Below are 23902 nucleotides of genomic sequence, written 5' to 3'. Positions count from 1 at the left end.
CGAGGAGAACTGCGGTGGATACCGACAAGCGATGGCACTCACCCGAAGAGACGCAAAGGATCTTGAACGCGTTTCACCGCGGCAAAAAGCCGGTCCGCAGCATGTTGTCGACCGGTCACGGTCGATGGCTATACTCAGAAAGAAAGTGCTCGGGACTCCCTGATGCTTGGCGGTACGGACGAAGGCTGAGGCAAGCGTGCTCATGCCTTTGTAAGCGTGAATTCTTAGGGTCATCAGATAAGAGGCTTATTATCCATCGCTGACCGACGTCGCGCGCATGACCTAAGATTTCAAAATCTGTTTGACGACTGAGCGGATCGACGCCAGCCTTTTCTTAGCGATGGGCAAAAGGTTAGGTGATGAAGCACAAGGAATTTCAGGAAAGTGTGATCCGGAACTATCTAGGAAGGTTGCTCGACGCAGGAAGTGGCCAGCGTTTCAACGCCGAAAATGCCTTGATGACCCATGGCGTCTTGATGGACATTGTTGGCGAGAGACCGGCTTCGATCGTCCTTGGTGAGCGACGGCACTGTTACTCCAACTCCGTCCGCGCCCTCGTTTGCCAGGGGCCGGATTCGGCCGACGAACTCTTCTACTGCGAAGGGTACGCGATGGAAAAAGGCGGGGTCTGGCTCCCGATCCAGCATGCCTGGTTGGTCGACGGCGCGGGTAGAGTGATCGATCCGACTTGGCATGATGCAAGCGAACATGTGTATTTCGGTGTAAGTTTCAGAACGTCTTTCGTGCTCGAAATGCTCGAACTAGCGGGCATGGAGCCTGGGCTGCTGAATTCGCCTGTTTTGATGCGACGTCACTTTGGCACGCCTCAGCTCTTCGCGGCCGCTCTGGGCGAAAGCCTGGCATCTTGAAGATTTCACTCGAGCCCCACCTCGTAGAACGGTCGTGACGCTTGAAGCAAGTAGCCGCAGACGCCTGCGAACCCTTGCATGTTGATAAGGATGCTGTCCCTAGCCTTCAGCTCGCACTAGGTTGAACTTGGCGGCATCGCGACCCAATGCCGAGTTTTTGCTGGCCGTTATCCAAAGGGACTGCACGCAGCGATGACACACCGAACTTTGGCCGACGCGCTTCGACGACGCCACTCGACGGAGTTGCCGGTTGGCCGCAGAGTCGGAAGACCACGGTCCACGCCATGCTTGTATCCGGTCAAGCGACGATGCTGGCTTGTAGACCTGGAAATTCTATTTCTTGCAATGATGGATACGCGCCCATGAATGGCGGCTGGCATCCGGCGGGGTTCGCCCAATCTTTCCGAGGGCAAAAACTACATCGGGGAGTTCATGTCTTTTCTTTCTTGTGATGCGTCGTGCTCCGGGAACAAGGAGCGCAGTCTTTGGTTAATCGAGAGCCGCACCAAATGCACAAAGGAGAAGACAATGCGCTTAAAACTCTTCGCTACTGCGATTATGGCAGTCGGCCTCGCTGGTTCTGCTTTTGCCCAGTCCAATCCAGCTCCGGCAGGGTCGACGATCGACAAGAACCAATCTGACACAGGCGGTGGCGCGAACGCTGACATGAAGAAGCCCATGGCTACACATTCTGCCAAGGCTGGAAGCAAGATGAAAACGGACAAGTCCAAGTGTTCGGATCCTGCAAGCAGCGCAGGCAACGGCAAGCTTCAGACCCAAGGTGGGAAGAGCAATGCCACGCCCGAGGACGAGGCTTGCGCGGCGCACAATAACTAGCCCGTAAGGTATTGATCGATCCCATCGCGCCGATTCTACTGCGATGGGATCGTCCTCAAAGTCTCTCAACTGACGGTGCCCGTTCGAAGATAACTTCAACCTACATAGCGGGGGCTTTGGACCTCGGCCTGAAGCTCGCCCGTTCGGCTTTCGCCTGATCAGACGGAGATAACCCAAGGCATCAGTTTGAGGCGGCCCGGTTGACGCGATGACCGGCACTTTGAGTAGCGTCTACCGTATTTGCGGTGTCCTTGCCCATCCCCCGGATAGTGTTGCCGCATGCCGTAAGCGAGAGCGTCAATATGGTCGCGGCAAGAATTGTAGAAATGGCTTTCATGGGAACCTCCGGTTTCGTTACGAATGCCGACTAAACGCCGGCGAACCTCTTAAGTTCCGAGCTGACTGGCAGCCATATCCCGTCACTCGAAGGCGGCTTCCGGGCTGGTAACGATCTGCCGAACGAGACGAAGCTACGGCTGCTGGAGCTCAGAAAATTACTCGTCACCGAACGCGCGCGATTCCTACAATGACGACGACGGAACGACGCCCAAGGTCGGCATCAAGGATCCGTCATGGGACGGTTCTACTTCCTCGTTCGCGAGTGCCGCGCGAACTTCATCCTCTTCCCAACCAGCGTCTATTGCGGAAGACACGAGTTCCTGCTGTCTTTCCGTATCGGAAGCTCGGGAGGTCTCGTTCAGGTGTTTACGAGCGGTTTCAAGACACTGCTTGAGGTCTTCAGTTCGGGCGGCATCGCCGATCGAATGGCTTGGGGAAGCAACATATGTCATATTGGGCTCTCCGGTTTTGCAGTTTAATCTAACTGTAAGCATTAAGTTCCAGACCAGTATTGCCACCATCCTCATCCAGGCTTGACCACGTCAAGAATGGCAATACAGCCAGCCGGTTGGTGCCCGGCTTGGAACCGTCAAACAAAGGTACAAGCTCCTACCGCGCGGGCAGATGTGGTGTACTTCCGCACTGAAGTGGGAAAAGGATCTGAGGATTTGCCACGCTATGATGGCGACTGATGAGTACGCTCGTCACATGACATGGGGATGAGTGTCCGGTATGTATGAAAGCCCGCCATGAGCGTCACTGCTCACGGCGGGCAATTGCCGGACCGGCGTTCATGTCAACGCCACGAAAACGAGAAGCCGATCCAGCACCGGCCACGCTACTGCGCGAAGTGCAGAGACCGCCTACACCTTTCGCACAGGGTCCGCTTCTGTTCGGAAGATGTTCGTGTCCTGTCTCACACACCCATTTGGAAGTGACGGGTGCTTGTGGACAAGCGGCGCGCCGGGGAAGGATCGGTGACACGCATGCGCAAGTGGTCAACCCGTCGGCACTCGGATTGCTCTGAGAGACGGAGTGATCGGTCGGGATCGACGGCAAGCGATTATCTTTGCAGTTCTTCAACAGGAGGGAGCTCGGAGGGTTCCTGCGACCAGCACTCATCTTTCCTTCCTATCTCCCTCCAGAGTAGGAAGCTACGGGAGATCGCGCCGTTCTGAGGCAGTTCGTCGTCTGTCAAGGGCCAGGCCAATCTCCCGACGGAGCTGACGATTTGCCCCGGTTTTGCTAAGCCACGCTGATAATCGACGCCGCGATGAACCGCTCCCGCCCGAAGTTGTAGTAGTACACGGCGAGGAGACGCCCGTCGCGTAGGACTACAGAGCGGGGATAGCCGATATCAGGGAGTTTGGCATCTCGTCGGATGTCGATGCTCTCCGACCAGTCCCTCCCTCCGTTCGAGCTTGTAACCATCCGTATGCCGGGGCTGTCGCCGCGATAGCCGTAGACGATGGCAAGGCGCTTCCCTTCAAGGAGTGCAAGGCTGCCTGGATTGCCCCCAATCCCCGTATCTGCGACGGGGATGCCCGCCGCCTGCCACGTGGCGCCTTCGTTTTCGGATCGAAAGGCCTCTAGCCAACCTGGTCGATCAACGCCTTTCCCCCGGCGTACGACGCTGAGGATGCTTCCGTCAGGAAGACGAACGCTCGACGGCATGATGGCGTAGCCATCGCCATCGAAGGGGAGGACGCTCTTTCGGCGGAACGACAACCCGCCGTCTGTGGTTTCGGCGCATAGGCAACAGCCTTCGGTTCCGTCTTCCTTTGACGCAGTCATCATGAACAGCGCATGGCGTCCGGACAGCGGGACGACATCGGTTCGTGACGCGAGACCTTCGACGTCCAGTCCGGTGAAGTTGAATGGTCCTTCCCATCCACGGCCTCGATTCCTCGTCACGTAGAACCAGCTTCGGGCTCTTCCGTCGAGACCGGTTCGGGCCACCATGACCGCGACCTCGGGATCTTTGAAATCGATCGGCATCGAAAGCGGCTCAATCTCGCCGTCCGAAATCTGCCCGCCTGATCGGAGCTCCATGGCTACATGCTCGTCGGCGGAGAGACTTCCGCCTCCCGGAATGAAACCGGCGAAAGGCTCTACCGACCAAGTCTGGCCGCCGTCCGCGCTCCTTGCCTGAAGCGGTCGGAAATGATGGCCCTTGTCGCGGGCGTGAAGCGCGCCTTGTTCACCAAGCCTTCCGTCTGCAAACACTACAACAACCTCGTCTTCCCAGACCCACAGACCATAGTTGGCCGGCCACGCAGAGAAATGACCAGGACGTCGGAAAACTTCCTGATGACCCGCTACGTGCGTAGCGAGCCCGGTCATTTGCTAAGTCCTCTCAGCTTGGCACCGAGGATGAAGGCTGACAGGAAAAAGCATATGATGTTTGCTAGTATGATCGGAAGCTCGCCCCTCATGATCCCGAAGGCGGTCCACAACGCAAAACCCGTGACAGTCAAAACGTACATCCGGGTGGATATAGCTTCGGTGTCTTTGGTGCGGATCACCTTCAAAGCCTGGGGAAGGAAGCTCACGACGGAGCAGATGGAGGCGCAGTAGCCAATGAGTGAAACGAAATCCATGGGTCTCCTCGAGATCTCTCCATGAACTTCGATTTCAGCACGATGTTCCAGCAGAGACCGACGGCGACGCTAGGATCTGCCAACGACGGGTCTGCCAGTCGAGGGACCCGCAGGCGCATTTGTCACTCGGTCGAGTCGATAATACATCGCGGTGGCCGACCTTCGAATCCATTGCCGCAGCGCTAGTCGTTTTCCTTCGATTCAATATCCAGAATAGCCGCGAAAGCGTTCTGAACACGCTTCGGTGCTCTGGCCAGTTGCTCGACCAGATGCAGACCCTGCTTGGAAGATAAAAAGAGCAGCACTTCGGCGGATAACGGCGCGGCTTGGGGAACAGGTTCGCCGATGAATTCGTAGTCCAGGCCTTCAAAGAAGTAAGAGGACGGAAGGTTCAGGAAGTTCATGACGGCGAACATGGAAGAGGCGCTGACCCGGTTGGTGCCTCGCTCATATTTCTGAACCTGCTGAAACGTCACGCCCAGCGCGTCGCCTAATTGGGATTGCGAAAGGCCTTTGAGCTTTCGCGCAAGGGCGAGGCGCTTTCCCACGTGAATATCCACTGGGTGTGGCTGCCCTGGCGACTTGCTGAGTCGCGACTGGTCTCCATTTTTTTCTACCATGCTTAAAACTTCTGGTTAGGAATTCGGTTTCGCACAATGCGAAGATGCGTCATATATGATAACCTGCATATGCTGTTCAGCATGATTAGGCAATCCTCTCCCGCGAAGACCCGTTACGAACGGCAGTCCTCCTCCTGAATGGGCCGTACGTTCGCCCGAAGAATGCAGCGTCCTCATTTCATCGCGAGTGCCCGGTTTGTGGAAGGAACCATTCGTCGCCGCGAGTGTTTCGCCGCTGACTGTCCGTCGTTTCGTTCAGGCAGCAATCAACTCAGCTAAGGGGACTAACATGGAAAATGCAGGCATCGGCTGGATCGCAGCCATAATCATCGGTGGGATCGCCGGCTGGCTCGCCGAGATGTTCATGAAGTCAAACATGGGCGTCTTGATGAACATCATCCTTGGTATTGTAGGTGCGATCGTTGCAAACTTCCTTCTCTCGCTTTTCGGCGTCGTCCTGGGAGGCTGGCTGGGTTATCTGATCGCCGGCTTCATCGGAGCCTGCGTACTGATAGCGCTCGCGCGCATGATACGCCGGACCGCTTGAACCAATGACGACGGCGCTCCGGCGCGCCGTCGTCCTCCCTCGGCGTCAGTCTGATCGAGTTAAATAGTCCCACCGTTCCTGAAGTGTTCGGTTAACGTTGACCCCGCTGCCCGCGGCGTTTGTCCTCAGAGCCTATTACTCGCTCCCGCCCACGCACCTACAATGCCAAGATTCATAGGTTCGGTTGGTCCTTCATCGACCTCATGCTGTCAACGCCGCGCCGGCGGTCGATCCATCTCATCACCGGCGTCACTGCGATCCCGTGTAGGATGACCGACGCCAAAATGATCACCAGTACGGTAGCCCATACCGTCTGCATGCCGTCGAACTGGGCTTTCGATGAGGCGTAGGCGAGGTAGTAGATCGAACCCAACCCCCGTATTCCGAAGACCGACACGATCGCCCTTTCTGCCGCAGGGCGCCGGCAGCCCAGCAAACTGATCCACGCTGCCAATGGCCGGGCAAGTCCCAGCGTTGCGACTGTCACAATTGCGACACGCCAGTCGACGTGCTGAACAAGCGAGCCTTCGGCGACGATCGAGCCGAAGCAGACGAGGAGCACCATCATCAGCATCCGCTCGATCTGCTCGCCGAAGTCGTGCAGCTCACCGTGGAAGCTGCTCCGTCGTTCGACGCTGCGGAGCGTCAACGCAGTGACGAAAACCGCCACGAAGCCGTATCCATGGGCCAGTTCGGTGAGCCCGTAGGACACGCATGTGAATCCCAGCGCCGCCAATCCGTCGCCCGTCTTCGCGATAGATCCGCCTTTTGGAATTTTAAAGGTCAGATATCCAAGCGCCCGGCCGACGAGCCAGCCTACGCCGACGCCCGCCACAAGCTTCCACCCGACGTCGAAAAGCAGCCAGGAACCCAGCCAGTCCGTCGTTTGGCCCCCGCTGCCCGCGATGGCAATTGCCGCCATTACGAAGGGAAAGCTCAACCCGTCGTTAAGCCCGGCTTCGGACGTCAGCGCGAATCGGATGTCATCCTCCTCACCGGTCTGTGGTGGTCCGACCTGCACGTCGGCCGCCAGGACGGGATCGGTGGGCGCAAGCGCGGCGCCGAGGAGAAGGGCGGATCCCGCGCCGAGACCGAGGACGCTCCACCCGAGGAGGGCGATCGCCGCAATCGTAAGAGGCATGGCGATCCCGAGTAGTCTCCAGGTGATCATCCATCTCGACCAGCCGAGTGGCCGGTCGATCTTCAGGCCCGCGCCCATCAGAGCGACGATGATTACGAACTCCGTCAGGTGTTCGGCCCACTTCATGTTCTCGAGGGGATTGAACTGAGGCAGCGGCGTGAATGGAGACCAGGCGAGCGCCATCCCGATGGCTATGCAGCATATCGGCAACGAGAGGGGAACTCGTTTGAGCGCCATGGGGAGCCACGCCGTCAAGAGCACGATGGCACCGAAGATCAGGAGCGTGACGACGTAGGTGTTCAACTCGTTCACTTCTCCCTCAACTGCTCTCCGGTCCGATCGCACCGGACCTGCGGGGCCTTCGCTTTTGTGAATGCGGCTTCGTGAAGCCTCCGACGGCCGCAGGAAAACGTCCGTTTTCCGTTGCTGTTCCGTTATGGAGATGACGCGAGGAAAACGGCAAGCTCCCGTGCGACGGTTTCCGGATCCTCGCGTTGCGGAAAATGACCCACGTTCTGAAGAACGATCCTGTCGAAGGGACCCGTAAATTTCTTGTAGAGGTCTTCTGAGAGCTCGGGCGGATTGACGCCGTCGTCCATGCCCTGGAAATAGACCGTTGGTAGAGAAAGCGAGTGCGTCTCTTTGATGCGATCTTCGAGCCAGACGCTATCCGGATCAGGCTCGGCTTCGGCCCACCGGACCCGGTAGCTATGCAGGGCGACCGCTACCCAGTCCGGATTGTCGAAAGACTTCGCGACAGCGTTGAATGTCGCCTCGTCGAACCAGCCGTCTGGGCTCCAGTTCTCCCACTGGATGCGAGCAAAACCATGCGGATCTTTCGCGATTGCTTCCGCGCCGCGTTTGGTAGCCATGAACCAATGGTACCAGTAGCGGCGCCTGCCTGAAGGGCGGCGTCTTGAGGCCGCCCATGCGGGGCAGCGAAGCAAGCAGCGCCATCCGATCGACCCGGCTCGGCCATCCCATGGCGAGCGCCTCGGCGATGTTCGATCCCCAGTCGTGGCCGACGACGGAAAATCGATCTATGCCGAGACCGTCCATGAGGGATATCGCGTCCATCGCGAGGACGGCGCCGTTCGCCGTGCGTAAAGCCTTCTCGTTCCTGAATACCGTCGGGCCGAAGCCACGCAGGTAGGGCGCGATCAGGCGAAGGTTTCGATCCTGGAGCCGGGACGATACCGCGTTCCATGTCGTCGCGTCGTCCGGCCAGCCATGCAAAAGGAGAACGGGATGGCCGTGTTGCGCGCCGGTCTCGTCGAAGGTGATGTGCAGGTCGGGCGTGTCGAGATGCGGCATGGGAAAAATCCTTGTTCGACGCTGGAAACACGGTCCGCTCTCCCCTCCGTTAACGGAACAACGAGCTGCCAGCGAAGTTGGTGATCTGGGCAACATCGCCCCAGATTCCAAGGGGGCTTCATGATTGTTCGCTCACCATTCCCGATTAGCCGACGAGCCGTCTTAGCGGCGGCGAGCGCGACGCTTGCAAGCTCCGTTTTCCCGGCCGCCGCCTGGCCGGCTTCGAACAAGCAGGAGAATACGAAGATGGACAATCCGACGACGAAGTACCCGAAGCCGCCGTTCCAGAAGCAGAGCCAGCCCTTTCCTGGCCTTGCCGGCAGGATGGACCCAAAGCCTGATCACGGTGAGATCTCCTACAAGGGCTCTGGTCGCCTTGCGGGGCGCAAGGCTCTGATCACCGGGGGCGATTCCGGAATGGGCCGCGCAGCAGCGATCGCCTACGCGCGCGAAGGCGCAGACGTCGCTATCAACTATTTGCCCGACGAAGAGCCGGACGCGAAGGAAGTCATCGCACTCATTGAGAAGGAAGGACGCAAGGGCGTCGCGCTTCCCGGCGACCTTCGCGACGCAGCCTTCTGCGAGAAGCTCGTTGACGACGCCGCGAAGTTGCTCGGTGGCCTCGACATCCTCGTCAACAATGCCGGACGGCAGCAACAGGCACAGTCGATCGACGACATCACCTACGAAGCGTTCGACGCGACGATGAAGACAAACATCTACGCGACTTTCCTGCTGACCAAGGCGGCCCTCAAGCATATGCAGCCCGGTTCCGTCATTATCCAGACGACTTCGGTGCAGGCCTACGATCCCTCCGAAAACCTCGTCGACTACGCCATGACAAAGGCGGCGGTGATGAGCTTCACCAAGTCAATGGCAAAGCAGCTCGGGCCGAAGGGCATTCGCGTCAATGGCGTCGCGCCGGGTCCGATCTGGACGCCGCTTCAGGTCAGCGGCGGCGCGACCATGGAGAAGCTCGAGAAGTTTGGTGGCGACACGCCATTGGGGCGTCCCGGTCAGCCGGCGGAACTGGCTTCGATCTACGTGCAGCTTGCAGATCCGCAGGCCAGCTATTCGACAGGACAGGTCTACGGGGCCGCAGGCGGCGGCGGCCAGCCGTAAGCGTCGATCTCTTCATCACAAACCGTTAAGGAGACACAAAATGAAAGCTCTGACCTGGCATGGAAGCGGCGACATCCGCTGCGAAGAGGTCGACGACCCGATCATTCAGCACGAACGCGACGCGATCATCAAGGTGACGAGCTGTGCGATCTGCGGCTCCGACCTCCATCTCTATGGCGGATTCGTGCCGGGGATGCATGCGGGCGACGTCATGGGCCACGAGACCATGGGCGAGGTCGTCGAACTCGGCCGCGGCAACTCGAAGCTCAAAGTCGGCGACCGCGTTGTCGTCCCATTCACGATTTCCTGCGGCGAATGCCGCCAGTGCAAGTGGGGGCAGTTTTCGCTCTGCGAGCGTTCAAACCCCAATGGCGCGGAACAGGCCAAGCAGGTCGGCTACCCGACTGCCGGTCTATTCGGGTACTCCGAACTTTATGGACGCTTTCCGGGCGGCCAGGCGCAATATCTGCGCGTGCCCTATGCCGACGTCGGCCCGATCAAGGTCCCGGACGGACTTTCGGACGAGCAGGTGCTCTTCCTGTCGGACATCTTCCCCACGGGCTACATGGCGGCGGAGAACTGCGACATCAAGCAGGGCCAGACGGTCGCCGTCTTTGGCTGCGGCCCGGTCGGCCTCTTCGCCATCAAGTCCGCCTTCCTGCTCGGTGCCGAACGCGTCATCGCAATCGACACGGTTCCTGAACGCCTTGCGCTGGCGCGGGGGGCGGGCGCCGAGACGCTGGATTACACCGACGAGGATCTCCAGCAGCGAATCCTCGAAATGACGGGCGGGCAGGGTCCCGACGCTGTGATCGAAGCCGTGGGCATGGAAAGCCACGGGGCCGGCGGCGTCATGGAGACGGTGCAGACGAAGCTCACTTCGACCGAACGTCCATACGCCCTCAGCCAGGCGATCATGGCGTGCCGTCCGGGCGGCGTGGTATCGCTGCCAGGCGTGTTCATCGGACCGGCCGTCCCTGCGCCGCTGGGCGCGTTCGTCGGCAAGGGCCTCACGCTGAAAACCGGGCAGACCCACGTTCAGCGTTACCTGAAGCCCCTCATGGACCTTATTGAGGAGGGCGCCATAGACCCGTCCTTCCTGATCACCCACCGGATCGGCCTGGAAGAAGGACCGGAAGCGTACAAAACATTCCGGGACAAGCAGGACGGCTGCGTGAAAGTGGTCATCCGTCCGAACGGCTAAAACCTTCGGCACATCGTCGGAAGTCACTCCGCCGATGTGCCACGACGCGCTGACTACAAAATTGGAGTTTGTTGCTCCCGACCCGCCGACCGCCGGCGTTCGCCGAGGGAGGTGCCTGGTCGGTGTCGACACCCGCCATCGTCGACCGATCCGGATACTCCCCGGTACGGCCATCCTTCGGAGCCAGCCTCACAAAAAGATCAATCTGTCGGCTTTGAACATGTCGATGGTGCGCGGCGTGGGGCCGTGGTCGAATCCCTGGAATGGGCCTCTCAATCCCTCTAAAGCAAACGAAAGGAGGTCGAGATAGTTTGCACCCGGCAACTCCGGGGATTCGCCGGTACACGGGAAGAATGCAAAAGAAGCCAGACACGGGTCCAAAATGGATCGACGCTTTGCCTCCGTTGTGCGATTGAACGTGCGAGAATAAATTTAACTCGCAGCATCACGCCACTTTCCTGACTGACGCTGCCTCCTACATAGGCTGCGAAACCAACCGCAGCGGCCCGAAATGACATCCGACATACTCGACATTTTCTCAGATGGTGGGACACTTGCCACTCTGATCCGTAATTTCGACTGGAGCGCGACACCGCTTGGTCACCCTTCTGAGTGGCCAGAGGCCGTTAACGTGACAACGACCACGATCCTCCGGTCGGCGGTCCCGATCGTCACCTTGTGGGGCGAGGACGGCGTCATGATCTACAACGACGCATACTCGGCGTTCGCCGGCGGCCGCCACCCGTCGCTGCTTGGTTCCAAGGTTCGAGAGGGCTGGCCCGAGGTTGCGGACTTCCACGACCACGTCATGAAGGTCTGTCTCGCCGGCGGATCGTTGTCGTATAAGGATCAGGAGCTTACGCTTCATAGGGACGGTCGCCCCGAGCAGGTCTTCATGAACCTGGACTACTCGCCAGTGACAGGCGCGGACGGCCTTCCATGCGGCGTGATGGCGATCGTCGTGGAGACGACTGAGAAGGTGAGAGCGGAGCGCTGGCTGCAGGGAGAGCAGGAACGGCTGCGATCGATGTTCGAGCAGGCGCCTGGGTTCGTTGCAATGCTCAGCGGGCCGGACCACGTCTTCGAACTCACCAACGCTGCTTACCGACAGTTGATCGGGCATCGAGACGTCGTCGGACTACCGGTACGCGACGCGTTGCCGGACTTGCGCGGGCAAGGGTTTTTCGAACTTTTGGACGAGGTTTACCGCACGGGCAAGCCCTTCGAAGGAAAGGCGCTCCCAGTCGATTTTCAGCTTTCTCCCGATGCTTCGGCCGAGCGCAAGCATGTCGATCTCGTCTATCAGCCGATCAGCAACGAGCAAGGCAACGTAATCGGCATCTTCGCGCAGGGAAGCGACGTCACGGACCGCGTACAGGCTGAAGCCGCCCTTCGAGCGAGCGAACTGCAAAGCCGCCAGATCCTCGACGGCGCCGTCGATTACGCGATCCTGGCGCTGGATCTGAACGGTCGAATCTTACGATGGAATGCGGGCGCCCGGAATATCTTCGGATGGACGGAAGCGGAAATGATCGGCGTGCACTGGGAGATGTTGTTTACGCCGGAGGACAGGGCGTCTGACAAGGCTTGTGACGCCATGCGAGCAGCCCTTGAGCACGGCAACGCGCACCACGAGAGATGGCATCTCCGCAAGAGCGGCGATCGCTTCTGGGCCGAGGGCGAGATCGGCGCGATCATCGGTGAAAATGGAGAGCCGGTTGGATTGGTCAAGGTCCTGCGGGACAAGACCCCGGAACACGTCGCCGCAGAGGCTGTCACTGAAGCGGAGGCCCGGCTACGGCGGGCGCAGGAGGCGGGAGGCGTCGGCGTCTTTTCCCTAGACCTCGAAACGAACATTCTGACCCCGACACCTGAGTTCCGGAAGATTTACGGACTGTCGGATGCGGGCGACGTGCCGATCGCCCTTATAGAGGAGCTCGTGTTCGAAGAGGACCGGGACATCGGTTCAAACGAACGGACCAGAGCGAACGGAGAATCGCCGCTGAACGTCGAGTATCGCATCCGCCGGGCCGACGACGGCCGAAAGCGTGTAGTCGCACGCAAGGGTGAGTTCGAGTATGACGCACAAGGCAGGCCGATCCGCTTCGTCGGTGTCGTCCAGGACGTGACCGAGAGGCGCCGCGCCCAGCGCGAGCTACGCGAGAGCGAGGCGCGCTTCCGCGCGCTCGCCCAGGCTATTCCAAATCAGGTCTGGACAGCCAGACCTAATGGTATGCTCGATTGGTTCAACGAGCGGGTCTACGAGTATTCTGGGCGAAAGGCGGGCGAACTCGACGGTGAAGGCTGGGTCGCGATCGTCCACCCCGACGACGTCGCTTCGGCCGCACAGCAATGGAGGGAAGCGCTTCAGGCGGGACAGCCGTACGAGAAAGAGTTCCGGCTACGTCGGGCCGACGGACGTCATCGATGGCACCTCGCTCGAGCGGTGCCCATTGCTGACGACGAGGGCGGTGTAGTTCGGTGGATCGGCACGAATACCGATATCGAGGAGCAACGCGAAACTCGCGCCAAGCTCGAAGCGCTCAACCTTACGCTTGAGGAGCGCGTAGCAGAACGCACCGCGGATCGCGACCGAATGTGGCGACTATCGACCGACATCATGTTGGTTGCCGACTTCGACGCGAGGGTGACTGCGGTGAATCCCGCATGGCGAAAAGTGTTCCAATGGGAGGAGAATGAACTTCTCGGCCGGTCGTTCATCGATCTGGTCCATCCGGACGACAAGGACTCGACCCTGGCCGAGGTGGGTAAGCTGGCTGAAGGCGCGACCACCTTTTTCTTCGAGAACCGCTACAGAGCAAAAGATGGCAGCTACAGGACCATTTCCTGGACCGCCGTTCCCGACGACGGATTCATTCACGCGGTCGGTCGCGACGTCACCGAAGAACGCGCGGCGGCAGCCGCGCTGCGCAGGACCGAGATCGCCCTCCAACAAGCCCAAAAGATGGAAGCCATCGGCAACCTGACGGGAGGCGTAGCTCATGACTTCAACAACCTGCTGCAGGTCGTTGGCGGAAACCTTCAGCTCTTGTCGAAAGACGTCGCGGGCAATGAGAAAGCCGAGAGACGGATTGCAAACGCGCTGTCTGGTGTCGACCGCGGTTCGAAGCTCGCATCGCAACTTCTCGCATTCGGCCGACGGCAAGCGCTCGATCCTCGCGTGGTCAACGTCGGCCGGCTGATCCGGGGCATGGACGAGATGATCCGGCGCACGATTGGCGAGGGCGTAGAAGTAGAGACGGTCGTGTCCGGCGGCCTGTGGAACACCCTCGTCGATCCGATGCAGATCGAAAACGCGGTTCTCAACCTCGCCATCAACGCCCGTGACGCGATGGAAGGTTTTGGAAAACTTACGATTGAGGCCGGAAACACCTATATCGACGACGCCTACGCGCGTCAGCACGACGAGGTCGAGCCAGGTCAGTACGTTGCACTCTCGGTATCGGACACCGGAAGCGGTATGCCGCCCGAAGTAATCTCCAAGGTCTTCGAGCCATTCTTTTCAACCAAGCCGGAAGGCAAAGGAACCGGCCTTGGTCTGTCGATGGTCTACGGGTTTGTCAAGCAGACTGGTGGGCACGTTAAGATCTACAGCGAGGTCGGTCACGGCACCACAGTGAAGATGTATCTGCCGCGATCAGTGCAGCAGGAGGATATCGAGATCGGCCAGACGGATGTGGAAATTGAAGGTGGGCGGGAGACCATTCTTGTCGCCGAGGACGATGAGGCCGTCCGCACCACCGTCGTCGAACTGCTGCAGGAACTCGGATACCGCGTGCTCAAGGCACCCGACGCGTCGGCGGCACTCGCAATCATCGAAAGCGGCGTCCACATCGATATGCTGTTCACGGACGTTGTCATGCCAGGCCCGTTGAAAAGCAGTGAGATGGCGCGCCAGGCAAGGGAGAGGTTGCCGTCGCTGGCTGTCCTCTTCACGTCGGGATACACGCAGAACTCGATTGTTCACGGCGGACGCCTGGATCCAGGCGTCCAGCTTCTATCGAAACCCTATTCCCGCGAGGCGCTAGCACTCAAGGTTCGCCACGTGCTTAACAACGTGGCGCAAAAGAGACTTGCCACGGAGCGAACGCACACAGAGACGCCTGCGAGTCCGACGACCGCAGAAAGAGGGAACCGGGTACTCCTTGTCGAAGACGAGATGCTCATACGAATGTCGGAAGCCGACATGCTTGAAGATCTTGGATACGAAGTAGTGGAAGCCGGTTCCGCTGAGGACGCGCTACCCATTCTCGAGCAGCGGCAGGTCGATATAGTTATTTCCGACCTTGGGCTTCCTGGCATGAGCGGCGAGGACTTCTGTCGCGAAGTGCGACGACGTTGGCCGGCTATAGCAATCATCTTCGCCACGGGTATGGACCGGGGCCCCGTGTTGGAAGGCCCCGCCAAGACTGCCTTGTTGAGGAAGCCGCATGGAGTAGCGGAGCTGAAGCGTGCGCTGGAGGCGGTCGTCTGAGATTGGAAGGCGGCGCGAATGCCGCCGATTTTCGCTTCAGCAGCGCGGCGCAGGAGAAGCAACTCTCTGCAAAATCAGATCTGAGAGGGGCCTTCATCGGGCACAAACTCTTGAGCAAACGCAGCAGCCTACTTGCCACGACTTTTCCTCGCCACATCTACCGTTGATGTCAGAGACTGATAAACGCGATCGTTCGAGGCTCAGAGACGGGGATTATCCCAAACCCGCTCCTGTGGAACAGTTCGGTGCGCTCTGCCTCCGTAGCGGCGCCGGCGGTACCGAAATCCTGCTTATCACTACCCGACAGACCAAGCGTTGGACCATTCCAAAGGGATGGCCAATCAGGGGCATGAAGCCGCATAGGGTAGCGGAATGCGAAGCATGGGAAGAAGCCGGCGTCGAAGGCCGCGCGAGACGGAGATCTGTTGGCAGCTTTACGTACATGAAGACGCTCGACGACGGCGTCCGGGTGCCCGCGACGGTCGACGTTCACCTACTCGACGTAAGGCGTTGCAATCGAATTTTCCCGGAACGCAAGGAGCGAACCCTCGCTTGGTTGGCGCCGGGCAAAGCCGCCCGTCTGGTCGCAGAACCTGAATTGCAGAAAATTCTGCGGAAGCTCGACTTGGCTCGCTAGGAAACCAACCTGTCTCCCAGCCCCGCTCCGAAAGCTGCTTCGACGGTGAGGAAACGACGTTCGACGTGGTTGGCCATATGTTCAACGATTGCAATCGCTTCAGAACGTCCGTCTGCCACAACGCCGCGACGGTTTATTCGCTGAGGGCGTCGCAACCGAATGCTCTTGAAAGGTGGCGCGCGAATGGCTTCAAATGCGCGTGACGAGGCGAGATAGCCGAAAGACCCCCCACCATGAAAGTGGCCCCGCCGGAGCGGGGCCCAAGTGGTGCTGCATCCTGGTAAAGGAGGCTGCACTACTCTGTAGCATCTATCAGGTCGCGTGTTTAGTGGAGGTTTCAATTCTGCCATGGTGGAGTCTCCGACGTGTTCCTGCTCTTCAACCGCGTAGGCCGATTGGTCGAGCAATCTTGCGGAGCCTACTTGGACCGGACATTCGGCTGGATCTGTGATAATTGTGTCTGGCACGCGACGGCTTCTATGTGGAGGACATGATGTTCCAGGCATTTTGGGAGACAGAGCAACCGCTCGGTCCGGATGAGGTCATAATGATAAACCGTATCGTTAATGATTTCTGTCACGACCGAAAATTGGAACGCGACTCCGAGGAGGCTCGTCGGGCAGCCGGGGAGCTGCTTAAGTGGTTTCGGACAGGCGTAACTGAGAGCACAAGGCTCCGCGAGTTGCTGTATTCGAGGGATTGACGACCCTTCAGCGTCGCGTTCGATGCATCGCCTGTCGATGTCCGTGACGCCCGAGAAGGAAGTTCGGGGTCTTGACGACTGAGTATCACAGCGTCGCTAATGCGCTCGCCATTCCGATACGGAACTAATTGATTCAAACGGTGTTTTCCCCTCGTAGTTACGGAATGCAGATGGAAACGTCGGCGAAACACGATCGCGACGCAGTATCGGGCAGCAGACCTAGATGCTACAGGCAACCCGATGGCCGCTCGATGGCGACATGACTGTCGCCGGGCGTCCGGGAGAAGGGCGCTGCGCCATGACGGTTTGAGCGCCCCTGTTTTTCCGCTTCTCAAAAGACCTGCGGCGACATCCGATCGCGCAGGAGATAGCGGGAAGAAAGAATATGAATATTGATGGCGCTCTCACTGCGGGTCGGGTTACCTAAGACACAAGATAACTTAGAACGCCGTAGACGGTCGCTTTTTTTGCTCCATCTGCGGCCGGGGAACTTCAGGATGCAGAGCGAGAGGACATCCGGCTTACACAATCAGCGGCGGGTCATTGTTCTCGGGGAGTAGCGGAGTCTTCCAAGCTCTCATGGACTCAAGACTTCCGTTCGCTCCGCGATACGCGATCGAGAGTGGGCGGCGGAGGGTGGGTAGCATGGAGAGCGGGACCCTCCGCCTAGCGCTATGGTAAACTCAAACTGAATCCACAACGATGCCTCTCAACAAGGATCCGCGACGATTGTTCCACCGATGCGGCCGACATGTCTTATCGACGGCAATACGGCCGCTGAGCTGTCGAGGGCCGCGCTTGGGGCGCCTGCATTCGAGGACTAATTCATCCTCGAACTCTTGTTCCCAATGGATATGGCTTTTGCACGGGGCCACCAGCAGATCGATGCGGAGAGAAAGATTCGAACCCCTCGTCTTGATCGAATGAAGCGGAGGCTGCCTACGGCAGACAAAATCACCGACGAATCCCTCGCCCAGGCGCATCGTCGAAGGTCGCAGCAGCCCGAGGCCAGAGACGCCGCTGCCCCGTCGAATTAGCGTCATAGTGGGGGAAAGAAGGGGGCCCCTCGACAGGATCGATGTGCGAAAGCAAGTGCCGCAGCAATTCGGGCGCACATGGACAGCCCTGGCGCCGGTGCGCCTGTCTGATCCCACGTCGGTAGGCGCGCTTCAGCACGTAACCGTCATGTCGCTGAAGTCTCATAAGCAGTGAGGATCTCGCTCGCGGTAGCTTCCACGAGGCCCCTGAACCCTCTGGTCGGAAAAGCGAAGGTTGTACGACCTTTATCGCTGCGCTAGGGTTTCGATTTACGGATTAACGCTGGTGGATGCTGCCGAAAAGGGTGGGGCCAACATGGACGAACCTACAGAGCACCGTTCTGTCGATGGGTTTCGCGCCGATCTCCGATCCGCAGATGATCGCGTCCGGCTCAACCATTGGCTACCCCCACGAAAGGGCGTCCTTCCGCATATCCGAATTGGCGCGCGCTGGTTCAACGTCATGTGGTTCCTGCCAATCGCCGCGATCGTCCTCATCGTAACGGTAGCCGGATCTCAGGCGCTTCGTGAACTACCATCTGTTCATGCCTTCATCGAACTTCATCCAGGGATTGCCCAGTCGGCCCCCTCTGTTGAGAGTGGGTTTCCTTGGTGGCTGCGGCTCCAGCACTTCACGAACATGTTCTTCATGATGTTTATTATCCGGGCGGGCATCCAAATTCTTGCTGACCATCCCCGTCTCTATTGGCATCGGGACTGTACGCCCGGCACCGAATGGTTCCGTTTCCAGAAAGATGTGCCGACCGACCGGATCTGGACGGCCAAGGACGACGCGGTTACGCTCCCCGGCTGGCTCGGCATTCCGGGCCTGCGCCATACGCTCGGCCTGTCACGGTGGTGGCACTTTTCGGTCAATCTGCTTTGGACGATCAATGGAGCACTGTTCTACCTCTTGCTTTTCGCAACGGACCAATGGCAGCGCATCATACCGCTAACTTGGGAAGTGTTTCCGGCCGCCCTATCGACGAGCATACAATATGCGTCGCTCAACTTTCCTGTCGATGAAGGTTGGACCCGCTACAACGGTCTTCAACAGCTCACCTACTTCATGACCGTGTTCGTTGCGGCACCGGTCTCGATTATCACCGGCTTCATGCAGGGACCGGCGATTTCGAACCGGCTCGGCTGGTTCGGCCGCGTACTCGACAGGCAGAAGGCCCGTTCCATCCACTTCATCTCGTTCCTGTGGTTCGTGTTCTTCATCGTCGCTCATGGCGTGATGGTGTTCGTGACTGGCCTTCGGCAGAACACCAATCACATGTTCGCCGGGGTTGATGACGAAAGCTGGTCTGGATTTCCGTTCTTTCTCTTGGCTATGGGTGTCGTCGCGGCCGCCTGGCTGTGGGTCTCGCCCTTCACCTTGCGCAACGCCCGGCTGGTTCAAAAGACGGGGCAGTTCACGGTCGGCTGGATCAAGGGGCTGATCGAATGGTTCGATCCACGCTATCAACTGACCGAGAAGGACATCTCGCCCTACCTCTGGCCAAACGGGACGATGCCCAACTCCGCCGAATTCGAAAAATTGGTCGTCGGAAACTTCGAAGACTATCGTCTCATGGTTGGTGGTCTCGTTGAACAGGCGCAGGACTTTTCATTAGAAGATCTCAAGGCGCTGCCGCAGCAGGAGCAGATCACCACGCATTTCTGCATCCAAGGCTGGTCTGGTGTCGCCAAATGGACGGGCGTGCCGATGCGCGAGATCATCGAGATCGTCAAGCCCAAGCCGGAAGTTCGATACGCGGTATTTTATTCCATAGCCGAGGGCGGTGACGGGGGGCGCTATTACGATGTCCATAAAATCAGCAACATGTACCATGAACTGACAATCCTGGCTTATGACATGAACAACGCGCCCCTGAGCGTAGTGCACGGCGCGCCATTACGGCTTCGCTGCGAGAACGAGCTAGGCTTCAAAATGGTGAAATGGATCGCCGCGATCGAGTTCGTAGAGGACTTCAAACATCTGGGTGCTGGCCAGGGTGGGTACAACGAAGACCATGAATTCTACGGCTATAGGATGCCGATTTGACCGAGGCTTGAGGACGAAGTTGTTCTCATCCTTCTATTCCTACAAGGTGGTTGGCATTGGGCCTACTGCAGACTTTATCTGTTTGCGGACTTCGAACGCGCCACTGCCGCCCCATGCGGTTTGCGAAAAGCGGGACGTGGCAATGACAGCGGAATGCATGACGCACCAGGAACTCCAGCGGTCAATTGTCAGCGACTTGCAGTATCGATCGAAATCTTCCTGAAGGATTCGTTGCGGTTGCTGCACGTCCAACCCCCGCTTCCCATCGCACTTCTTCTTTCTATCGAGCCATGGCGGCTTGTCTCCAGTGTGCTCGTCTGCGGACTTGTCCATCGGACGTCTCGAGCTTGCAACCATCGATGCTCTGGAAGGTTGGGGATTCGAAAACGCTGCCATCGGGTATCGGCGGAATTAGCTTAAGGCGTATGCATGCGAATCCTTATTGTCGAGGACGAGTTTTTCATCGCAATAAACGTCGAGGACGTCGTTGCTACACTGGGCCATGAGGTACTCGGTCCAGTGGGCACATCGGAGGAGGCGAGGGAAGTTGCTGCGGAGGCTGATATAGCGATAGTGGACCTTCAGCTCGCCGACGGTTTCACGGGATCGGCGTTGGCGGACAATCTAGGAAGGCGGAAGCCCCGCTGGGACTGACGCTACTGCCGATACTCTAAGACACGTTAGCGAGCCCGATGCGGCCGTTCTTGAATTGACCTCTCGGCGGTCGTCAGAAAGACGCCGTTTCCGGCGACAAGTGCTCTGCTTACCGCAAGACTGCAAACAGCTACGTCGACAGGGTCGCGGCAGGCGCACGAAAGCTTGCTGTCAGTCCGCCACTCCCAAAGTCAAGCGCGACGTCGCGCGCCCCGTTGATTCCCATCGCGATCAGTTTCGACCCGAAGCCTTTGCGCAAAGGCGCCGCCGCAGACGGGCCGCCGATCTCCCGCCACGTTAACTGTAGGCCATCATCTTCAAGCGTCCATCTGATTTCGACCTTTCCGTCGATCACGGACAGAGCGCCGTACTTCAACGCATTGGTGGCCATCTCGTGCAGCAGAAGCGAGAGGGACATGGAGGTCTTGGATCCGACTACGATATCGGGGCCGTCGATTTCGAACCGTCCAGGGAACGTGTCGGTCAGGAGCACGCCGTCGAGCAGCGCGCGAAGGTGGGTCGATTGCCAGTTCGTCTGGAGCAAGAGGTCGTGCGCTCGACCGAGCGCGATGATCCGGTCTTGAAAGGTCGACGCGATCGCGGGATCGATCTCGCGAAGCGACTGCGACGCGACCGCCTGAACCACGGCGAAACTGTTCTTGACACGGTGCGCCATCTCTTCGAGGAGGAGCTGCTTCCGCTGTTCCTGAAGTCGCTCGACCGTCTGGTCGCGAAGGATTTTTACGTAGCCCTGCAAGGCGCCTTCGTCGGCCGTTAGAGGCATGAGCTCTCCATTCGCCCAGAAGCGTTCCCCGCTCTTGCGCAGGTGCCAGCGCTCGTCGATGCCGCGGCCCTGGGTGCGTGCCGACCGCATCTCCAGATCAGGTACTCCTGCCTCCCGGTCCTCCGGAGTGAAGACGAATGAGACGTCGCGCCCGGTGGCCTCCGATCGCTCCCAGCCCAGAACGCGCGTCGCGCCGTCGTTCCAGTCTGTGATCAGCCCAGAACGATCCATGACGATTATCGCATAGTCGATCGCACTATTGAATACCGCCTTGTACCGGGCCTTCTCCTCCGACTCCGCTCGTCGCGCGTCAGCTTCGGAGGCCGCGACACGGCGCAGTTCGAGTTGAGCCATCACCTGCGAAGCCAGCACCCGTAGCGTCCGCTGCTGGAGTTCGTTCAGTTCTCTTGGTTCGTAGTCCAACACGCAGACCGTACCGAGTGGCAGTCCCTCCGAATTCTTTAGGATCGCGCCTGCATAGAAACGAAGATGCGGCTCGCCAGTGACCAGAGGGTTGCAGTCGAAGCGCTTGTCCTTCGTGGCGTCCGGCACCATCAGGAAGTCGTTTTCAAGTATCGCCTTTGCGCAGAACGAACTTTCGAACGGCGTCTCCCGGACGCCCAGACCGACCTCGGCCTTGAAGAACTGACGACGGTCGCCGATCAGGTTCACGACCGCGATCGGCGTCCCACAGATGTCGGAAGCCAACCGGGCGACATCGTCGAAGTCTTTTTCATTCGGGGTGTCGAGGATTGCATATTCGTCGAGAGCTTGAAGGCGGCGGAGCTCACGTGCGTTTTCGTGTGTGTTCATGAAGCGTGGCCTATTGACCCGAGGGCCCATTCACTATTGTCGGGACCATATCACTCAACTTAGTTTCTAGGCAACCGCCTCGCGCCGCTTGCCCTCTGTGCCCTGCGCAGTAGTGTTGTGTCGGCCGTGGCCGGGACCCGACGTCGGACCTGGGCGGTGGCGCTAGGTCGATTGCGATATATCCGGCTTAGGGCAGCTTCATTCCTTTATTGAATACCCGAGGCCCGTGTCGGCGAAGATAAGCTAAAACGACGCCTTTCAGTGCAAGCCGGGCGCAGGCGGCCGCATTGCCGCGTTCAACGGCATGACGGGTATTCCCCTGCAAAAAAACCGCCGCCTTGCAGTTGGTCCCCGTATGCTTTTCACTGCTGGCGTGGCCGCTTCACCCAGGGGTTCGTGGAAGGTACCTTTCGACTTCATCACACGTTCCGGGGGCGAGGAGGTACCCGCGCGTGTCAGCTCCGTACGTGAACGCTGGTAGCTGCTACCTAACTCCGCAAATGTCGTGTTAAAGCGATTTGCCAGCATATCGAACCTTCTGCTGCTACCCGCGTTTAGTCATCTTCGATGTTTTCGATCGACTTCAGCCATGGGAGGCTTGCTTGAGCATTTCCGTCAATGGGCAGGCGGTGCAGGCGCCTGAAGATCCGAGAGTATCCCTTCTCGATCTGTTGCGCGAACATATGCAACTCAGCGGCACGAAAAAGGGGTGCAATCAAGGTGCGTGCGGAGCTTGTACCGTGATCGTCGACGGGCAACGCGTTCTATCATGCCTTGCTCTTGCCGTACAATTCGAAGGCCGATCGATCACCACGATTGAGGGGCTTGGTGAGCCGAGCTCGCTGCACCCGTTGCAGCGGGCATTTGTCGAGCACGACGGTTTCCAATGCGGTTATTGCACGCCCGGACAAATTTGCTCGGCTGTGGCTATGATTGAAGAGATCAGGCGAGGCGTTCCAAGTCACGTCACCTCAGACTTGTTGTCCTCATCGATAAGTTTCAGCCACGAGGAATTGCGAGAGCGGATGAGCGGCAACCTCTGTCGGTGCGGAGCCTATAATGGCATCATCGATGCCATTGCTGAGACATGGAAGGAGGCGGCAGAATGATCCCCTTCACGTATTCCCGCGCGACGGACGCCCAAGACGCGATCCAGCAGGGCATGATCAGCGGCACCAAGTTTCTCGGCGGCGGGACCAATCTCGTCGACCTGATGCGTGAGACGATAGAACGCCCGACCGGCCTTATCGACGTCACCGGCCTTTCGAGCGACATCACGGAAACAGCCGATGGAGGGCTGTTGATCGGTGCCGCCGTACGCAACACTGCTTTGGCGGAGAATATTATCGTTCGCCAACGGTTTCCAGCTCTCACCCGCGCGATCGTCTCCGGCGCCTCCGCGCAGATCCGTAACATGGCGACCGTAGGCGGCAACCTCCTTCAGCGTACGCGGTGCGCCTATTTCTACGACGACGATGGTTCGAACTGTAACAAACGCGAGCTCGGGAGCGGATGCGACGCGATCGGCGGTTTCAATCGCAATCACGCGATCCTCGGCGCCTCTGAAGCCTGCGTCGCCGTCCACCCGTCGGACATGTGTGTGGCGCTGGCCGCGCTTGATGCCGTTGTCCATCTTGACGGAGCCACCGGCGCTCGGACGGTCCCACTGAAGGAATTTCATCGTCTGCCTGGCGATCGGCCCGATATCGAGACCGTGCTGCAGCCCGGTGAACTTATTACCGCGATAGAGCTGCCGCAGACGGAGTTCTCAACCCGTTCGTCTTACCGCAAGGTGCGCGATCGAGCGAGCTACGCCTTTGCCTTGGTTTCCGTAGCTGCCGCTCTGGATATCCGGGACGGCCGAGTCCGTGACCTACGGATTGCTCTAGGAGGCGTCGCGCACAAGCCTTGGCGGGCGGAAAAAGCCGAGAATGCGCTTCGCGGGCGCGCAGCAAGCGAAGCGGCATTCATAGAAGCGGCGGAGGCGGAACTGGCCGGCGCTCACCCGCTTGATGGCAATGCATTCAAAGTCGAGCTCGCAACGCGCGTGGTCGTCTCGGTTTTGAGGGAACTGACGGGAGATGCAGCATGAGCCTCTACGAAGATGCGAAGCAGACCGCTCAGGGCCTGATCCAG

19 protein-coding genes are annotated in these 23902 nt (G+C 59.1%); 11 read left to right on the top strand and 8 right to left on the bottom strand.

The features are described 5' to 3' along the window. The first annotated feature begins 359 nt into the window (after nucleotides 1-359). Together QTL96_RS05360 and QTL96_RS05355 are read left to right on the top strand one after the other, a co-directional pair. Nucleotides 360-869 (top strand): hypothetical protein, encoded by a 510-nt coding sequence (locus QTL96_RS05360; protein WP_111562826.1) that lies wholly within the window; start codon nucleotides 360-362, stop codon nucleotides 867-869. A gap of 528 nt (nucleotides 870-1397) precedes the next feature. Further along, on the top strand, nucleotides 1398-1706 hold the full coding sequence (locus QTL96_RS05355; RefSeq protein ID WP_111563007.1) for a hypothetical protein: 309 nt from the start codon (nucleotides 1398-1400) through the stop codon (nucleotides 1704-1706). Nucleotides 1707-1887: 181 nt separating this feature from the next. Here the strand turns inward: QTL96_RS05355 and QTL96_RS05350 are convergent, their stop codons facing one another. The 5 genes from QTL96_RS05350 to QTL96_RS05330 form a co-directional block, all read right to left on the bottom strand. After that, complete coding sequence (locus QTL96_RS05350) at nucleotides 1888-2043, bottom strand: entericidin (RefSeq protein WP_111562825.1); 156 nt, start codon at nucleotides 2041-2043, stop codon at nucleotides 1888-1890. Between the two features lie 184 nt (nucleotides 2044-2227). Then, nucleotides 2228-2497: a hypothetical protein gene (locus QTL96_RS05345; RefSeq protein WP_289726964.1), complete on the bottom strand. Its 270-nt coding sequence runs from the start codon at nucleotides 2495-2497 to the stop codon at nucleotides 2228-2230. Between the two features lie 793 nt (nucleotides 2498-3290). Beyond that, complete coding sequence (locus QTL96_RS05340; RefSeq protein WP_289726963.1) at nucleotides 3291-4388, bottom strand: sialidase family protein; 1098 nt, start codon at nucleotides 4386-4388, stop codon at nucleotides 3291-3293. Next, nucleotides 4385-4645, bottom strand: coding sequence for a SemiSWEET transporter (locus QTL96_RS05335; RefSeq protein WP_111562822.1), 261 nt, complete (start codon nucleotides 4643-4645; stop codon nucleotides 4385-4387). The genes QTL96_RS05340 and QTL96_RS05335 overlap by 4 nt, the downstream gene beginning before the upstream one ends. 182 nt (nucleotides 4646-4827) lie before the next feature. Continuing rightward, a complete protein-coding gene (locus QTL96_RS05330) occupies nucleotides 4828-5265 on the bottom strand; it encodes a helix-turn-helix domain-containing protein (RefSeq protein ID WP_111562821.1) in 438 nt (145 codons plus the stop codon). A 289-nt stretch (nucleotides 5266-5554) separates the two neighbouring features. Here QTL96_RS05330 and QTL96_RS05325 point away from each other — a divergent pair, with 289 nt between their 5' ends. Beyond that, nucleotides 5555-5812: a GlsB/YeaQ/YmgE family stress response membrane protein gene (locus tag QTL96_RS05325; RefSeq protein ID WP_111562820.1), complete on the top strand. Its 258-nt coding sequence runs from the start codon at nucleotides 5555-5557 to the stop codon at nucleotides 5810-5812. 172 nt (nucleotides 5813-5984) lie between these two features. Here the strand turns inward: QTL96_RS05325 and QTL96_RS05320 are convergent, their stop codons facing one another. Further along, a complete protein-coding gene (locus QTL96_RS05320) occupies nucleotides 5985-7265 on the bottom strand; it encodes a cation:proton antiporter (protein ID WP_354669116.1) in 1281 nt (426 codons plus the stop codon). A 396-nt stretch (nucleotides 7266-7661) separates the two neighbouring features. Further along, on the bottom strand, nucleotides 7662-8267 hold the full coding sequence (locus QTL96_RS05315) for an alpha/beta hydrolase (RefSeq protein WP_289726961.1): 606 nt from the start codon (nucleotides 8265-8267) through the stop codon (nucleotides 7662-7664). A 246-nt stretch (nucleotides 8268-8513) separates the two neighbouring features. Here QTL96_RS05315 and QTL96_RS05310 point away from each other — a divergent pair, with 246 nt between their 5' ends. The 6 genes from QTL96_RS05310 to QTL96_RS05285 all read left to right on the top strand — a co-directional run bounded on the left by QTL96_RS05310 (nucleotide 8514) and on the right by QTL96_RS05285 (nucleotide 20169). Then, the gene (locus QTL96_RS05310; RefSeq protein ID WP_289726960.1) at nucleotides 8514-9389 is read left to right on the top strand and encodes an SDR family oxidoreductase; all 876 of its coding nucleotides are present in this window, start codon (nucleotides 8514-8516) and stop codon (nucleotides 9387-9389) included. Between the two features lie 40 nt (nucleotides 9390-9429). Beyond that, a complete protein-coding gene (locus tag QTL96_RS05305; RefSeq protein ID WP_289726959.1) occupies nucleotides 9430-10593 on the top strand; it encodes a zinc-dependent alcohol dehydrogenase in 1164 nt (387 codons plus the stop codon). A gap of 511 nt (nucleotides 10594-11104) precedes the next feature. After that, nucleotides 11105-15088, top strand: coding sequence for a PAS domain S-box protein (locus tag QTL96_RS05300; protein ID WP_289726958.1), 3984 nt, complete (start codon nucleotides 11105-11107; stop codon nucleotides 15086-15088). A 166-nt stretch (nucleotides 15089-15254) separates the two neighbouring features. Continuing rightward, nucleotides 15255-15725 carry an NUDIX hydrolase gene (locus QTL96_RS05295; protein ID WP_111562816.1) on the top strand — a complete coding sequence of 157 codons (471 nt, stop codon included), beginning with the start codon at nucleotides 15255-15257 and terminating at the stop codon, nucleotides 15723-15725. A gap of 2026 nt (nucleotides 15726-17751) precedes the next feature. After that, entirely contained in the window at nucleotides 17752-19515 is a 1764-nt protein-coding gene (locus QTL96_RS05290) for a molybdopterin-dependent oxidoreductase (protein WP_289726957.1), read from the top strand. A gap of 429 nt (nucleotides 19516-19944) precedes the next feature. After that, the gene (locus QTL96_RS05285) at nucleotides 19945-20169 is read left to right on the top strand and encodes a hypothetical protein (protein ID WP_111562814.1); all 225 of its coding nucleotides are present in this window, start codon (nucleotides 19945-19947) and stop codon (nucleotides 20167-20169) included. 130 nt (nucleotides 20170-20299) lie between these two features. Here the strand turns inward: QTL96_RS05285 and QTL96_RS05280 are convergent, their stop codons facing one another. Next, nucleotides 20300-21766: an HWE histidine kinase domain-containing protein gene (locus tag QTL96_RS05280; RefSeq protein ID WP_289726956.1), complete on the bottom strand. Its 1467-nt coding sequence runs from the start codon at nucleotides 21764-21766 to the stop codon at nucleotides 20300-20302. Nucleotides 21767-22368: 602 nt separating this feature from the next. On the opposite strand from QTL96_RS05280, the gene QTL96_RS05275 reads away from it, so the two are divergent. Together QTL96_RS05275 and QTL96_RS05270 are read left to right on the top strand one after the other, a co-directional pair. Continuing rightward, nucleotides 22369-22875, top strand: a complete 507-nt coding sequence (locus QTL96_RS05275; RefSeq protein ID WP_289726955.1) for a 2Fe-2S iron-sulfur cluster-binding protein — start codon at nucleotides 22369-22371, stop codon at nucleotides 22873-22875. Further along, nucleotides 22872-23858, top strand: coding sequence for a xanthine dehydrogenase family protein subunit M (locus tag QTL96_RS05270; protein ID WP_289726954.1), 987 nt, complete (start codon nucleotides 22872-22874; stop codon nucleotides 23856-23858). The genes QTL96_RS05275 and QTL96_RS05270 overlap by 4 nt, the downstream gene beginning before the upstream one ends. Nucleotides 23859-23902: the final 44 nt, after the last annotated feature.

The organism is Rhizobium sp. S163, assembly GCF_030380805.1.
In the GTDB taxonomy this organism is placed as follows: domain Bacteria; phylum Pseudomonadota; class Alphaproteobacteria; order Rhizobiales; family Rhizobiaceae; genus Rhizobium.
The sequence above is the reverse complement of the archived record's forward strand: the minus strand, read 5'-3'. Positions and strand labels throughout refer to the sequence as shown.

Coding starts and splice junctions, on each gene's coding strand:
- QTL96_RS05355 (WP_111563007.1), top strand. CDS start 1,398: ATGCGCTTAAAACTCTTCGCTACTGCGATTATGGCAGTCGGCCTCGCT.
- QTL96_RS05300 (WP_289726958.1), top strand. CDS start 11,105: ATGACATCCGACATACTCGACATTTTCTCAGATGGTGGGACACTTGCC.
- QTL96_RS05280 (WP_289726956.1), bottom strand. CDS start 21,766: ATGAACACACACGAAAACGCACGTGAGCTCCGCCGCCTTCAAGCTCTC.
- QTL96_RS05325 (WP_111562820.1), top strand. CDS start 5,555: ATGGAAAATGCAGGCATCGGCTGGATCGCAGCCATAATCATCGGTGGG.
- QTL96_RS05350 (WP_111562825.1), bottom strand. CDS start 2,043: ATGAAAGCCATTTCTACAATTCTTGCCGCGACCATATTGACGCTCTCG.
- QTL96_RS05360 (WP_111562826.1), top strand. CDS start 360: ATGAAGCACAAGGAATTTCAGGAAAGTGTGATCCGGAACTATCTAGGA.
- QTL96_RS05270 (WP_289726954.1), top strand. CDS start 22,872: ATGATCCCCTTCACGTATTCCCGCGCGACGGACGCCCAAGACGCGATC.
- QTL96_RS05305 (WP_289726959.1), top strand. CDS start 9,430: ATGAAAGCTCTGACCTGGCATGGAAGCGGCGACATCCGCTGCGAAGAG.
- QTL96_RS05285 (WP_111562814.1), top strand. CDS start 19,945: ATGCGAATCCTTATTGTCGAGGACGAGTTTTTCATCGCAATAAACGTC.
- QTL96_RS05310 (WP_289726960.1), top strand. CDS start 8,514: ATGGACAATCCGACGACGAAGTACCCGAAGCCGCCGTTCCAGAAGCAG.
- QTL96_RS05335 (WP_111562822.1), bottom strand. CDS start 4,645: ATGGATTTCGTTTCACTCATTGGCTACTGCGCCTCCATCTGCTCCGTC.
- QTL96_RS05295 (WP_111562816.1), top strand. CDS start 15,255: ATGTCAGAGACTGATAAACGCGATCGTTCGAGGCTCAGAGACGGGGAT.
- QTL96_RS05315 (WP_289726961.1), bottom strand. CDS start 8,267: ATGCCGCATCTCGACACGCCCGACCTGCACATCACCTTCGACGAGACC.
- QTL96_RS05340 (WP_289726963.1), bottom strand. CDS start 4,388: ATGACCGGGCTCGCTACGCACGTAGCGGGTCATCAGGAAGTTTTCCGA.
- QTL96_RS05330 (WP_111562821.1), bottom strand. CDS start 5,265: ATGGTAGAAAAAAATGGAGACCAGTCGCGACTCAGCAAGTCGCCAGGG.
- QTL96_RS05345 (WP_289726964.1), bottom strand. CDS start 2,497: ATGACATATGTTGCTTCCCCAAGCCATTCGATCGGCGATGCCGCCCGA.